The sequence below is a fragment of the Flavobacterium segetis genome (assembly GCF_900129575.1).
GTDB lineage: Bacteria > Bacteroidota > Bacteroidia > Flavobacteriales > Flavobacteriaceae > Flavobacterium > Flavobacterium segetis.
Genome location: NZ_FQWE01000004.1, coordinates 131,619 through 146,568, shown reverse-complemented (window position 1 = coordinate 146,568; position 14,950 = coordinate 131,619). Strand labels below are relative to the sequence as shown.

General features: G+C 31.8%; 12 protein-coding genes. 10 read left to right on the top strand and 2 right to left on the bottom strand.

Going from position 1 to position 14,950, the window contains the following annotated elements:
* Position 1: 1 nt before the first annotated feature.
* The 10 genes from BUA99_RS07000 (at position 2) to BUA99_RS06955 (ending at position 12,462) form a co-directional block, all read left to right on the top strand.
* Positions 2-1,435 (top strand): MBOAT family O-acyltransferase, encoded by a 1,434-nt coding sequence (locus tag BUA99_RS07000; RefSeq protein ID WP_072990104.1) that lies wholly within the window; start codon positions 2-4, stop codon positions 1,433-1,435.
* Positions 1,436-1,974: 539 nt separating this feature from the next.
* Positions 1,975-2,397, top strand: coding sequence for a GxxExxY protein (locus BUA99_RS06995; protein WP_072990102.1), 423 nt, complete (start codon positions 1,975-1,977; stop codon positions 2,395-2,397).
* A gap of 269 nt (positions 2,398-2,666) precedes the next feature.
* Positions 2,667-3,539: a hypothetical protein gene (locus BUA99_RS06990; RefSeq protein ID WP_072990100.1), complete on the top strand. Its 873-nt coding sequence runs from the start codon at positions 2,667-2,669 to the stop codon at positions 3,537-3,539.
* Positions 3,540-3,616: 77 nt separating this feature from the next.
* Positions 3,617-4,786, top strand: coding sequence for a glycosyltransferase family 4 protein (locus BUA99_RS06985; RefSeq protein WP_072990098.1), 1,170 nt, complete (start codon positions 3,617-3,619; stop codon positions 4,784-4,786).
* Positions 4,783-6,318 (top strand): glycosyltransferase family 2 protein, encoded by a 1,536-nt coding sequence (locus BUA99_RS06980; RefSeq protein ID WP_072990096.1) that lies wholly within the window; start codon positions 4,783-4,785, stop codon positions 6,316-6,318. Before BUA99_RS06985 ends, BUA99_RS06980 begins: the two co-directional genes overlap by 4 nt.
* On the top strand, positions 6,315-7,313 hold the full coding sequence (locus BUA99_RS06975) for a glycosyltransferase family 2 protein (RefSeq protein WP_072990095.1): 999 nt from the start codon (positions 6,315-6,317) through the stop codon (positions 7,311-7,313). The genes BUA99_RS06980 and BUA99_RS06975 overlap by 4 nt, the downstream gene beginning before the upstream one ends.
* 2 nt (positions 7,314-7,315) lie before the next feature.
* Entirely contained in the window at positions 7,316-8,431 is a 1,116-nt protein-coding gene (locus tag BUA99_RS06970; RefSeq protein ID WP_072990092.1) for a glycosyltransferase family 4 protein, read from the top strand.
* The gene (locus tag BUA99_RS06965; protein ID WP_072990089.1) at positions 8,431-9,510 is read left to right on the top strand and encodes a glycosyltransferase; all 1,080 of its coding nucleotides are present in this window, start codon (positions 8,431-8,433) and stop codon (positions 9,508-9,510) included. Before BUA99_RS06970 ends, BUA99_RS06965 begins: the two co-directional genes overlap by 1 nt.
* A 2-nt stretch (positions 9,511-9,512) precedes the next feature.
* Positions 9,513-10,853: an O-antigen ligase family protein gene (locus BUA99_RS06960; protein WP_072990085.1), complete on the top strand. Its 1,341-nt coding sequence runs from the start codon at positions 9,513-9,515 to the stop codon at positions 10,851-10,853.
* A gap of 214 nt (positions 10,854-11,067) precedes the next feature.
* Positions 11,068-12,462, top strand: coding sequence for an exopolysaccharide biosynthesis polyprenyl glycosylphosphotransferase (locus tag BUA99_RS06955; protein ID WP_072990082.1), 1,395 nt, complete (start codon positions 11,068-11,070; stop codon positions 12,460-12,462).
* Positions 12,463-12,490: 28 nt separating this feature from the next.
* On the opposite strand, the gene BUA99_RS06950 is transcribed toward BUA99_RS06955, so the two are convergent.
* Together BUA99_RS06950 and BUA99_RS06945 are read right to left on the bottom strand one after the other, a co-directional pair.
* A complete protein-coding gene (locus BUA99_RS06950) occupies positions 12,491-13,636 on the bottom strand; it encodes a lipoprotein N-acyltransferase Lnb domain-containing protein (protein ID WP_072990079.1) in 1,146 nt (381 codons plus the stop codon).
* Positions 13,637-13,741: 105 nt separating this feature from the next.
* Positions 13,742-14,821, bottom strand: coding sequence for a putative type IX sorting system protein PorV2 (locus tag BUA99_RS06945; protein ID WP_234972922.1), 1,080 nt, complete (start codon positions 14,819-14,821; stop codon positions 13,742-13,744).
* Positions 14,822-14,950 lie beyond the last annotated feature (129 nt).

The following is a 14,950-nucleotide window of genomic DNA, read 5'->3' as shown; positions in this document are numbered from 1 at the left end:
GATGTTTTTCAATTCCCTATCTTTTGCCATTTTCCTCCCTATTGTATTTGTTTTATATTGGTTTGTATTTAATAAAAACAAAAGCACCCAAAATGCTATTTTAATCATTGCTAGTTATTATTTTTATTCTTGCTGGGACTGGCGTTTTTTATTCTTGCTAGTTTTTTCTACCTTCTTAGATTACTATACTGGAATTCAAATTGAAAAAGCAAAGAAAGACGGCGTTCGAAAATTTTGGTTTTGGTTAAGCATAACTATCAATCTTGGTTTTCTTGGTGTTTTTAAATATTATAATTTCTTTGCCGATTCGTTTTCTACAATGTTAAACGGTTTTGGACTGCAAACGAGTCCGCTACTGTTAAATGTTATTCTTCCCGTGGGTATTTCTTTCTATACTTTTCACGGTTTATCTTATGTAATTGACATTTATCTGAAAAGAATAAAGGCCGAATATAATTTTATTGATTATTCTCTATTTGTTAGTTATTTTCCTTTGCTCGTTGCCGGACCCATTGAGAGAGCTACACATTTATTACCGCAAGTAAAAGTAAAACGCAACTTTGATTTTCAAAAAGCGAAGGAAGGCGTTTTTCAATTCACATGGGGATTGGTTAAGAAAGTAGTCATCGCTGACACTTGCGCTACCTACGCCAATGCTATTTTTGACAACCATGAATCGATGAATTCGTTGTCATTAGCTCTAGGTGCGGTATATTTTGCCTTTCAAATCTATGGAGATTTTTCAGGATATTCTGATATGGCATTAGGTATGTCAAAATTATTTGGGATCGATTTGTTGCGAAATTTTAATTATCCCTACTTCTCGCGAGATATAGCCGAGTTTTGGCGCCGATGGCATATTTCGCTATCATCTTGGTTTCGGGACTATTTGTATATTCCGTTAGGGGGAAGCAATGGCGGAATGCCAATGAAAATAAGAAACACTTTTATAATTTTTTTAGTAAGCGGTTTTTGGCATGGCGCTAATTGGACTTTCATTGCCTGGGGATTTATAAATGCGCTTTATTTTCTGCCGTTACTATTATTGAAAACGAATCGATCTAATATGGAAATGGTCTCGTTGAGCTGGAACTTTAGTTCTGTTCGAGTCTTTTTTAATATTTTAAGCACATTTGCATTGACTTGTTTAGCTTGGATATTTTTTAGAGCAAAATCGATTGGAGATGCTTTTGATTATATCAAGCGACTGTTTACTGATCTTAGTTTTGACTCTCAATATCTTGAAAACGAGCGTTACAATTATGAATTGGTATTACTTATTTTTGCTTTTATTGCAGTGGAGTGGAATTTTAAACATCAGGTAGAACCTATTTCAGGAAAAAATTCCTGGTTGAAGTTAAGTTTTTGTTTGATAGCTATTGTTGCGCTAGGTACTTTTAGCGACTATAAGGAGTTTATCTATTTTCAGTTTTAAAAAACTAGAAGGATTTTTAGCCGCATAGAATCATAGGATTGTAGGAATTAATAGAGAATATTTCATTTTTTATAGAAAACAGAGTTTTTAAATAAGTTGAAACAATTTGTTTAATTGAAACAGCATTAGTAAAAGAATAAAAATAAGAAGGATTTTTAGCCACATAGAATCATAGGATCGTGTTAATAAAAAAAAGGTATTTCCTTTTTTATAGAAAACATAGTTTTTTAACAAGGTGTAACGGTTTGTTTCATCTAAACAACTTTAGTAAAAGAATAAAAACAAGATAGATTTTTAGCCGCATAGAATCATAGGATTGTAGCAAGGAATAAAAGGTATTTCAATTTTTTTAGAAAAGAGAGTTTTTAAACAAGTTGCAACGGTTTGTATCATTTAAACAACTTACGTAAAAGAATAAAACAAGAAAGATTTTTGCCTACATAGAATTATAGGATTGAGGGAATGAATAAAAGGCATTTCATTTTTACAGAAAAGAGATTACAAAAAATATAAATTCATGAACCAATTAAAATATATTTATGATGGTTACTCAGAAATATTTAAACGAATTAAGCTTTAAAATAATTGGAGTAGCAATTGAAGTTCATAAAATTATGGGAAGAGGATTACTAGAGAGTGTTTATCACCAATGTTTAAAAGAAGAGCTAAGATTGAGAAATATTAATTTTGTTTCAGAACTCAAAATTCCTGTTGTTTTTAAAGGGAAAGAGATGGATTGCGATTTTAGATGTGATTTGTTTGTTGAAGGTTTAATAGTTGTTGAATTAAAAGCTGTTACAGAAATGCATCCTGCTTTTGATGCTAAGCTTTTGAATCATTTGAATTTATTGAAATCTCCAAAAGGTGTTTTGATAAATTTTAATTGTTTCAATATTTTTAGAGAAGGACAAAAAACTTTTGTAAACGAATATTATAGAAAATTACCAATAGAACAAAAATAGTAACGCAAGTACCAGATATTCTGATGGTCAGAAAATTATATAAAATTGTTTAAAAATTAGATCTTATCAGAATAATAAATCCAATCTAAGCACTAATTAGACTATTTTTTTCTATCATAAATGAAATGTCTTCTATATTTAAGAAGTCTATGATTTTATGTGGTAAGATTTTAAGAAACATAGCTTTTTCAAATAAAATAATACTTTGAAAAATTCTAGTTTTATAATTTATAATATAATTAGGTTGTCAAGAAAAAACAAACGCTTAAATGAAAAAATTTCTCGGCTTTTTTGCCAAAATAACTGTTATTCTAGTTCTCACCCTAGCGCTACTAGATGTGCTTTACACGGTAGTATATTTACAAGCATCTAACCGTGGTAAAATTGATTATGTTTACAATTCGAAGCCAAGAATTTATGATGTCGTTATTTTAGGATCTTCTAGAGCTAATAATCATTTTGTTACACATTTATTTGAAGAGAAGGGATTGAAAGCTTTTAATTATGGAATGAGCGGCGGCCATTTATTTGAAGCTTCTTTAATGCTAAAATTGATGATAGAGAGAGAATATAAAATTAAAAACGTAATAGTAGAGGCGGATCTTAATTTGTCTAATGAAAAAAGAGCAGAAGGCATTGCTTCTAAGTTTTTGCCTTACATTCACAGCTCTAAGGTAGTAGAAAATCATTTCAGTAAGGAAGATGATTTTTCAAAATTATATTATATTCCATTTTATCGTTATTTGAAATTCGATGCTTCTATTGGCTTTCGGGAGATGTATAAGTGTCTAACTTTCCAGCCAACTAATACTTTAAATAATGGTGGTTTTTATGCCCTAAAAGGCAATAAAGGAAAAATGAAAAATGATATAAGGGCTTTAAAGCCAATAAAAAATAAATACTACGAAGAAATTAAACAAATTTGTGCAGCTAATAAAATTAACTTAATTGCAGTTATGACGCCAATGTGCAGCAATACGAAAGGTCTTGATTATTTTGAAAAAGTAAATGCCATCTATCCAGAAATACACAATTACGAAAGTGTAGTTACTGATGATCACTATTTCTCTTCCTGCGGTCACTTGAATGATAAAGGAGCCACACTGTTTACTACAAGAATTATAGAAGACTTTTTTAACTAGCGCCTTTAACAACGCAAATTTTTATACTATTAAATAGTTGCTAACATTGAAATCATTCAATAATTGATCAAAACTAAATGAAAATAGCTTTCTTAACACCTGAATATCCTCATGAGAACACAGGTACTTCTGGAGGTATTGGAACGAGTATCAAGAACTTGGCAGCTGGTCTTTTGGCTGAAGGTTGTGCAGTTTGCATTCTAGTGTATGGTCAAAAGGAAGATAAATTATTTGATGATAATGGTATTTGCGTTCAGCAAATAAAAAACGTAAAATTCAAAGGTTTATCGTGGTTCTTCACTCGAAAAAAACTTGAGCGAATCATTAATGAACTATGCGAGAAACAACAAATTGATTTGGTTGAAGCTCCAGATTGGACAGGAATTACCTCTTTTATTACTCCAAAAAAATGTCCCATCGTTATTCGGTTAAATGGGTCCGATACTTATTTTTGTCATTTAGACAACCGTCCTGTAAAATGGAAAAATAAATTTCATGAAAAGAGAGCACTTGAAAAAGCAAACGGATTAATAGCTGTTAGCAAGTTTACTGCCCAAGTAACCAATCAAATTTTCAGTTTAAAGAAACAGTTTACAATCATTCCCAACGGTATTGACACAACAAAGTTTCAGACTAATTTCAGTCACATTGGTTCTGTTATTCCAAATGTAAAGTCGAATGAAATTTTATATTTTGGAAGTTTAATCAGAAAAAAAGGTTTGTTAGAACTTCCGTTGATTTTTAATCAGGTTGTATCGAAAACTCCAAATGCTACATTAAAATTAATTGGAAAAGATGTTGCTGATAGGATCACTGGAAATTCATCCACTTGGAAAATGATGCAGTCGTTATTTACTAAAGAAGCGTTATTGCAAGTTGAATTTATAGGAAGCATTCCCTATCAAGAGATAAAAAATCAGATTGAGCAAGCTGCAGTTTGTGTTTTTCCATCTTTCGCAGAGGCTTTACCGGTTTCTTGGATTGAAGCGATGGCGATGGAAAAAGCGATAGTAGCTTCAAACGTTGGTTGGTCACAAGAGGTTATTGACAACGGGATAAGCGGCTTTTTGGTACATCCTACGGATCATTTAGAATATGCGAACAGAATAGTTGATTTGCTTGAGAATAAAGAGCTTCAAAAACAATTTGGTCATGCTGCTAGAAAAAAAGTACTGGAGAAATTTAGTATTGAGATTGTCGCTCAACAAAGCATAGCATTTTATAAAACAGTAAAAAAGAAATTTTGATTGTAGTTTACCATGCCAATTCCAAAGTCTCAGCTGTAGTTGCAGCGGATAATCAACCGATACTATTTGACAGTAAAAAAACAATTGCCGATGTTTTTTTAGTTCTAGCAAAGCAATTCCCTGACACAATACTAGTATGGTGCCACTTAGAACTGAAGGAAAGTTTGAATTTAGATGAAGTAACAATTTTATTGCATCATGATAAAATGATGCTCTCTTATGCATCTCACAATTATATCAGTACTGAAATTGGCTATGTTGAAGAGTCGTTATTTGCTAATCCGAATAAAAAAGTTTCTTTTGCCACTTGGCAAATGGGCAGTGAAGTAGGCGCTATTCATGCAAAAGTAATTCATGTAATAAGCGATACAATTCGACCAGAAAAAGATTTTGATTATTTTCTAAATTCTCTCGCTAAATTAGCAATGCCATTGGGATTATTGTGTTATTCAGAACCTAAACTTTTAAAACACCAACACCATTTTTCTAAAAATAGGACGTCGTTTTTCACTCTTTTTCGTTTTGTAAAACAACATTATAAAACAAGATGGGTGTTTTTACTGTTTTTTAATTTGATACTATATGAGTTTAAATTTCCTTTGTTTCCCCTGCTGTTTTCCTTTTTTTTCAGGAAGAGAAATAGCAAGAGAATTGATTTAGAGCATATAAAAGTTAAATCACATAAAATAGTGACTGATAAAAAGACAGTTGATGTTATCATTCCAACAATAGGGCGGAAAAACTATCTGTACGATGTACTAAAAGATTTTTCAGTTCAAACTCACTTGCCCACAAAAATAATTATTGTAGAGCAAAATCCAGATCCACATAGTATAAGTAATTTAGAATATATCTACACCGAGAAATGGCCATGTAAGATCCAACATTTTTTTATTCATCAATCAGGCGCGTGCAATGCCAGAAATTTGGCTTTAAGCCAAATACAAAGTGAATGGATTTTTTTTGCTGATGATGATATCAGAATTTCTGCTGATTTTTTACAGAATTCTTTTCAAAATAGTATTAGTTATGGAACTAATGTGGCGACTTTCAGTTGTTTGCAAAAAGAGCATAAGCAAATATATAAGAATGTTATGCAATGGGGGAGTTTTGGCTCGGGCTGCAGTCTCATAAAATCAGAATTAGTGTTAAACATCAAATTCAAAACGGATTTTGAATTTGGTTACGGCGAGGATAGTGATTTTGGTATGCAATTGCGAAATGAAGGTCACGACGTTTTGTATTTACCACACCCTGAAATTCTGCATTTGAAGGCACCAATTGGCGGCTTTAGAACAAAACCACAATTACTTTGGCAGGATGATAGGATACAACCTAAACCGTCTCCAACAGTTATGTTATTTATTCTCAGCCACAATACGCAACAGCAATTATTGGGTTACAAAACAACTTTATTTTTTAAGTATTACAGGCATCAGAAAATTAAAAATCCTATTGTTTACTTTTTTAATTTTCAAAAACAATGGAAGCAAAGTATCTTTTGGGCTAATCAATTAAAAGCAAAAGGATGACATTTTCTTTAATTATTTGCACCTACATGCGTCCGTTACCTTTGTTGAAACTATTACAATCAGTCGCTGAACAGAGTTTATATCCTGATGAGATTTTAATAATTGACGGTTCTACAAATGCAGAAACTGAAGTTATTCTTGATCAAAATAGTTTTACTCATTTAAAATATTTTCTGGTTGCCAAAGAATTTCGAGGTTTAACAAAGCAAAGGAATTTTGGGGTTAAAAAAGTTGCTGGAAACACTGATGTAATTTGTTTTTTAGACGACGATACGGTTTTGACGGAAAATTATTTTGAGGAATTGTTAAACACTTACATTATTTATCCTGAAGCACTAGGCGCTGGTGGATATATTATTGACGAAGCTAAATGCAAATTTGTAGGATCCGAATATGAACCTAAAGTTGATGAATATTTTTTTGACGGTTATACTCGCAAAGATGGAAGTCGTTTTGTGCTCCGAAAAATATTAGGACTGGATAGTGATTGTCCGCCTGGATATTCATCGTTGTATTCGCATGGCCGAAGTGTAGGTTTCTTGCCTCCAAGTAATAAAATATACCAAGTCGAAATGCTGATGGGTGGTGTTTCTTCTTTTAAGAAAAAAGTGTTTGAAACCATGCAATTTTCTACTTATTTTGAAGGCTATGGTTTATATGAAGATGCCGATTTTACTTTGCGAGTGGCTAAAACAGGAAATTTATATTTGAACAGTGCGGCACAATTATACCATCATCATGATGTTTCTGGCAGACCAAACCAGTATTTGTATGGGAAAATGGTGGTAAGAAATGGATGGTACGTTTGGCGTACTAAAAATCCAAAACCACTATTAATTCATAAACTGAAATGGCATTCAATTACGTTACTTTTGACGTTGATTCGATTTAGCAATATCTTTACCAGCACTAAACGCAAAGAGGCTTTTACTGAAGCTGTGGGAAGAACTGTAGGATGGTGGAGTTTATTATTTAGCAAACCGAAAATTAAATAGTAATGAAATTTGCCATCATCACTCACGTTCCTCACATAATTGAGCAAGATCAATATTTTGCTTATGCGCCATATGTTGATGAAATGAATATTTGGTCAAAAATAGTAAGCGAATTAGTTATAGTTGCACCAATAAATGAAGCTCAATTAACTCCTATTGATCGATCTTACACTCACTCAAAAATTAAGTTTATTGCAATAAACACTTTCGATATTTTAAGTTTAGAAGGATTGTTGCGTAGCGTTATAAAAATTCCAAAAATCAGTTGGTACATTTATAAAGCAATGCAACACGCTGATCACATTCATTTGCGCTGTCCGGGTAATATTGGTTTGCTAGCGTGCCTCGTCCAAATTGCATTTCCCTCTAAACCAAAAACGGCCAAATACGCCGGAAATTGGGATCCTAAATCAACACAGCCGTGGACCTATAAATTGCAGCAATGGATTTTATCTAACACTTTTTTAACCCGCAATACGCAAGTTTTAGTTTATGGTGAATGGGAGGGAAGTAGTAAAAACATAAAACCATTTTTTACAGCAACTTATGCTGAAGCGGATAAAAAATTGATCAATAAAAGAAACTTGAATCAAACTATTGAGTTTGTTTTTGTAGGTACATTAGTTGGAGGGAAAAATCCGTTATACGCTATTCAAATTATTGAAAAATTAATCGAAAAAGGATATAATGTCACTTTAACGCTGTGTGGAGATGGCTTAGAGAGAGCCAAGTTAGAGCTTTATTGCGATGAAAAGAATCTTAGAAGTAATATTATTTGTAAAGGAAACCAAAATAAGGAAATAATTCAAAAAGTATTTGAAAAAAGTCATTTTGTCATTTTACCATCTAAAAGTGAAGGCTGGCCTAAAGCGATTGCAGAAGGAATGTTTTGGGGTTGCGTTCCTATTGCTACTAAAGTTTCCTGCGTTCCCTATATGTTAGATAATGGCAATCGAGGTGTTTTGCTTGATGTGGATTTAGAAAATGATGTTTTGCAAATTGAAAGTGTTTTAAATAATCAAAGTCTTTATGATGGGATGCAAAGAAGTGGAGCCGAATGGTCGCGAAAATACACAACTGAGGTATTTGAATTAGAAATTAAAAAACTTTTACAATAATGCGTGTTGTTCAACTCATTGATTCTCTTGAAGCGGGTGGTGCTGAGCGTATGGCAGTTAGTTATGCGAATGCTTTAGCAAATGAAATCGAGTTTTCGGCATTGGTAGTAACCCGAAAAGAAGGAAATTTAAAAAACCAAATTAATGATAATGTTCCCTATTTATTTTTAAATAAAAAAAGAACAATAGATTTTAATGCCTTATTTAAATTGCATAGCTACGTAAAAAAAAATAAAATTGAAATTATTCATGCTCATGGAACATCATTTTTTTTTGCTTTTTTATTGAAATTGATTTGTCCAAGCGTAAAATTGATTTGGCATGATCATTATGGTGCCAGAGTCAAACAGAGTACAAGAGATAATCTTGTCTTGATAATGACTTCGCTATCTTTTTCAGCAATTTTTGTTGTGAATCTTGAAATGAAAAAATGGTTAGAAAGTCATTTATTTGCTAAAAAAGTTGTTTTTGTACCTAATTTTGTAGAAAATATTACTTTAATTTCTGAAAAAACTTTACTAAAAGGACAATTAGGAAAGCGCATTGTATGTGTAGCTAATCTAAAAAAGCCTAAAAATCATATTGCGCTACTTAACGCCTTTAAAGAATTGCGATTAGATCAACTAGGATGGAGTATGCATTTTATAGGAAAAGATTTCTACAATGATTATTCTAATGAGTTAAAAGATTACATCAAAACAACTGAATTGAACAACTCTGTTTACATTTATGATGCTCAAAATGATATACAATATATTTTGTCTCAAGCTACAATTGGAATACTTGCGTCAAAAGATGAGGGTTTTCCTGTTGCCTTGTTAGAATACGGATTAGCAAAATTAGCAGTAGTATCGACAAATGTTGGTTATTGTTCAACACTTATCACGCATAATTCTTCTGGACTGCTTTTTAATCCTGATAACAAAGAGGAGTTAAAACAATCACTTACTAATTTAACTAATGACCAAGCGATCCGAATTCAAATGGGTTTAAATTTGCAGCAAGAAGTGATAAAAAACTATTCTAAGGAAAAAAGGATTCAATTATTATTACAAGAATACAAGGCAATTAAAGCTTAAAAATGAAAAAAGAGGATCTTACTTATCTCTATTTAATTCTTTTCCATGTACTAATAGGTGGACTAGGTTACTTATTACCTTTTACATCAAAAATTTACGGCTACTCTATTTTTGTTTTTTGGACAATTTACATCATCGCAAAACAAAATAGAAACAATGAAGTTCTTCTCGCCGCAGCTTACATCGCAGGAAGCGAGGTTTTTCTTAGAATGACCGGCGGGAATCCCCTTTATGAGATTTCTAAATATGGCGTGATCTATTTTATGCTGATAGGAATGTATTATAGTGGTTTTTCACGGGGCGCTGTACCTTATTGGATTTTTATAGTACTATTAATTCCTAGCGTAATTATTTCAACTATAGCACTCAATTTTGACACAAACATTAGGAAAGCAATTGCATTCAATCTTTCGGGACCAGTTTGTTTAGCCTTAGCGTCTATCTATACTTATAAAAGAAAAATTTTACTAAAGGATATGAGTAAAATTTTGCTCAGTATGGGGCTGCCTATTGTTAGTTGCGTGGTGTACTTAAAATTTTACACGCCAAATCTCCAAGAAGTAATTACCGGAACTGAATCTAATTTTACAACCTCGGGAGGTTTTGGACCTAATCAAGTGGCGACCGTCTTAGGTTTAGGTATGTTTATTTTTTTTTATAGATTTATGTTGGAATCTAAAACTAAGTTCCAAATCGCAGTTAATTTAATTCTTGCCTTAAACATAACTTATCGCGGAATGTTGACTTTCTCTCGTGGTGGAATGATCACTGGATTTGTTATGATAGTTATATTGTTGACTTTTTTATATTTTAAGTCTAATCAAGGTGGTAAATTAAAAATGAATTTTATTATTGTTTTTGTCGCTTTAGCAATGATTGGCACTTGGACCTATACATCGCTTCAAACTGGGGGTCTTATTGACAAAAGATATTCTAATCAAGATGCAGCAGGAAGAGTTAAAAAAAGCCAGTTCACAGGTCGAGAACAAATAGCAGAAAACGAAATTAATACGTTCTTGAAAAATCCTATTTTTGGCGTCGGAGTCGGTAAAGGAAGTGAGGAAAGAGAGGCAGAAACGGGAATAAAAGCAGCGTCACATAATGAGATTACTAGGCTTCTAGCAGAACATGGAATGATGGGTGTTGTAGCTTTATTGATATTATTTTTGACACCTGTATTAATCTTTCTTGAAAACAAATTTAACTTATTTCTTTTGTGTTTTGTGTTTTTTTGGTTTTTAACAATCAATCATGCGGCCATGCGTATCGCAGCACCCGCTTTCGTATATGCTTTGTCGTTATTAAATATTCAACTAAGTCTACCCAAAAGTAAAGAAAATTAATTAATAACATATTAAAAAAACTTTTAGGTGTTTTAACTTAATTGACGTGACCCTAATTTGCTGTTATTTAAAATAGATATTATTTACTTACTTTTTTATTAAAATTCTTCCTCTTGCCGGTTTTTTACTGATTTTTGTATATTAAAAATAAATTTTTTAAAAGACAGGCATATCAAAAGCCGTAAATTGCACCCCCTATTAAAAATTGCTAAAGATGTTCTCGATCAAAAATATACATTTTGAAATTTCTGAGCGAAAGACGATTCTTCGTCTTTTTGATGTTCTTTTTGTTTTAACTGCTCTGTATCTGACAGGAATCTTTTTTAATTTTGATTATTTTGTCATTTCTGTATCTAATTATTATTGGATAATTGTTTTAGCCATTTATATTAATGCATTTGGTACTATTTTCGAAATGTATAATCTACAAGTAGCGAGCAATCAGTTTCAGGTATTGAAAAGTACGCTGATAACTGTTTCTACTACTGTTTTAGTGTTTCTATTAACACCAATTTTTTCACCACAATTACCTTCTAATCGTCTCCAAATCCTTTTGTTTTTCTTTGTTACATTTTCGGCATTAATAATGTGGAGGATGTTGTATGTTAAGTTTTTAGCATCAAAACGCTTTTTTCAGAAAGCAATATTGATTTGTGATCAAGAGCAAGTTAAGGAATTAGTGCGGGGATTAGAAAACATTGATCCTCATTATAAAATTATTGGCTACGTAAATACTGATTTTAGCGAAGAAAATACTTCTGAATTACAATATCTACCGCATATCAACAAAGCCGACATGTTTAGCTTTGTAAGACAAAATGGTAAAGTCGAAATTGTAATTGCTTCACAAAAAACTGATGGAATAACAACTGATTTGTATCAACAATTACTTCATTTGTTAGAGTCGGGAAATATTATTCGTGAATATGCTCAGGTTTATGAAAGTAAAACGCAGCGTATTCCCGTTCAGTATATGTCGCGAGATTTTTATCGATTTTTTCCTTTTAGTCGAAGCAATCATAATAAACTGTACTTAATAATTGTTCGTATTGTGGAAATAGCAATCTCAATTGTGGGCTTAGTTGTTGGATTGTTTTTAGTTCCATTAATACTACTTGGAAATACAATCGGGAATAGAGGCAAATTATTTTATGCACAAGAACGGATAGGAAAAGATGGTGTAATTTTCCGCATCTTAAAATTCCGAACAATGGTACAAAACGCTGAGAAAAATGGTGCTGTTTTTACTTCTATCGATGATGTTCGGGTAACTGCTTTTGGTAAATTTTTAAGAAAAACCCGAATTGATGAATTTCCACAATTTTTTAATATCATAAAGGGAGATATGGCAGTTATAGGACCTCGACCGGAACGGCCTGTATTTGTAAAAGAAATCGCTGAACTTATGTCTTTTTATGAAACGCGACACATTATAAAACCGGGACTTACGGGCTGGGCACAAGTTAATTATGCCTACGGAGAGACTATAAATGATAGTTTAATAAAGTTGCAATATGACCTTTATTATATAAAACATCGAAGCATCTATCTCGACTTAAACATTGCAATTAAAACGATAACAACCGTTCTGTTTTATCGAGGTCAATAATTATTAAGCTAACGCCCTAGTAATTATTCTAGATAATAACTGGAGTTTTTGTTCTGTTCTCAATCAAGATTCTAATCAACAATATTGCGTTTGTTATTATCAAAGGTAAAACTATAAGCAAATGCGCTTTGTTAATTACGCCGGATAAATATACTACTAAGCAGAGTAGATTTAGTAATGCTAAAATATAAAGTCCTTGCTTGTTTTTTTTCCAATATAAAAATAATATCGCCAGCAATGTAGGATTAAAAAGTAGTATATTGTAGTTGTATCCTAATTCTAAATGTTGAGAATAGAAACCAACTAACGTAAAAAATAAGCCTATAATTCCCATAATAGTAAAATAAAATACCGTTGTGCTTTTCTTGTTTATTATTATAATTGCAAGTAAAAGTAAAATGTACATATAAACATTATTCCACCACGAAAAAAGAGTTTCTGAAGTAAACTCTAAAACTGTTTCACTTTTTTTAGCTAATGGAATTTTATTAAAAACAATTTTTTCCAAACTCTTTTTTAACTCAAGTGGAAGAAAAATCTGAGTACCTTTTTGATCTACTTTTGTTCCAAAAATAATACTCGTTCCTAATTTTTCATAGAAATGTCCATCAAAATAAGGATATAAAATGCTTCGATAGCTTAAGTCAGTATCTTCTTTTTTAACAACAATATTTCCTCCTAAAGTTTTATTAAGAATATCGACAACCATCGAGGTACAGTTTTTATCAATAAATTTATAAGTATAATAACTTTCTCCTGATGCAAGAGAAGTGTTTAGCTGATCAAAAAGTTTTTGTTTTAGTTCAAGAGAAATATTTAATTCTTGCTCATAAACAGTTCTTTTTTCATATTGATATTGATTAATAAAATCTGGATATGAATTTATTACTGCAAAATACTGTAAGTCTCCTTTAGTAAACTTCATGACAAAATTTGGTGTATTGAAATCGAATGCTCCATAATTATAAACCAAGTCAACGTTATTTACTGTATCTTGAATTCGAATGGCTGTATGGCCAAAAAGAGAGTATACCTCATTTCCTGTCCCACAGGTCAAAATGCTAATATGTGTGTTTTGAGAAAGGATAATACTTTGACTAAAACTACTAAATGAAATAAATAGTAGTAAAGCTGCTATCAAATATTTTTTAAAGGGAAAGAAATGTGCTAACATATTATTTTACGTAATGCCTTTTCGGCTTATATCGAATTAATGATTTATTAAAAAAAGAAGTTTATTTTGAAAGTCATATCATAGAATAAAAGATCAATTAAAATCTTACCTCCTAAATAAACCTAAATCTACTTTTATGGAAAATATATTTGAATACAGTGCGGCACTCTGGTTACCTAAATCCGTAAGGGCATAATCAATTTGTATTCCTTTGTATTTAAATCCTAGACCTATATTCGGCTGAAAACCAATTTTTTCAGTGTTATCCACCTGTTGAATGTTTTGAAAATTTCCCGCACCTGCGCGAAGAAATACTAAATCAGTATATCCAAATTCTAAACCTATAGCTGGATCTATACTTACAACATCAGTTGAAATAATATCGTTAGTTCTTGTAAAACGCATATTTATATTAGCAGCAGCCAAAACACTATAATCATATCTAATAATAAATTTCTTAGCAATCCCTAATTGTGCTTTTGGAATTGTAATCTCGGTACTTTCTGGTAGATCTTGATTTTGTCCAGGAATAGCATTTGCAATTTTTTGATATTCCTTTTCATCTATACTCCACACGTTATAAGTAGTAGTAATATCGCGAAGCATTAAACCAAATTGCCAGTTATTTTTTTCGAATTGGATTCCAGCATCAAAGCCAAATCCCCATGAATTAGCAAAGTCTCCAATGATGCGCCGAATTATTTTTGCATTAACTCCATATTGAAATCCGGGAACTGGAAGTTTGCGTGCGTATGAAAAAGTAAATCCATAGTCAGCGGTCGAAAAAAGACTCACACGGTTGTAATCTATATTGCCTTGACTGTCGATAAGTTCAGTTGTATTAAGAATATCATCAACACCAAACCGGATGACTGAAAATCCCCATGCGCTTCTATCATCAATAGGACTGGCGTAGGCTAGATAATCATACTGTGCAATGTTAGCAAAATAATTGGCATGCATTACTGAAGCTTGATGATCTTCAAGACGAATCAGGCCAGCGGGATTCCAGTATCCAGAATTCACATCATTTGTTGAGGCCACGACAGCATTAGACATTCCAAGTGCAGCAGCATCAACGCCAATATTCATAAACTCATTAGAGTATTTTCGGACAGCTTGACCATACGAAAACACATTTATAAGTAAAGTAAGGAGTAAAAAGCTTCTTTTCAATGCTGTCATTTTTACAAATAGAATATTTTTTTAATTTTTATCAAAAATATACTATTTATTACCGTTATTTATTTCTTTTTTGAAAATATTTAAAGGATAAAAATGGAATTGTTTGGTAGAAAAGTATTTTGATTACTG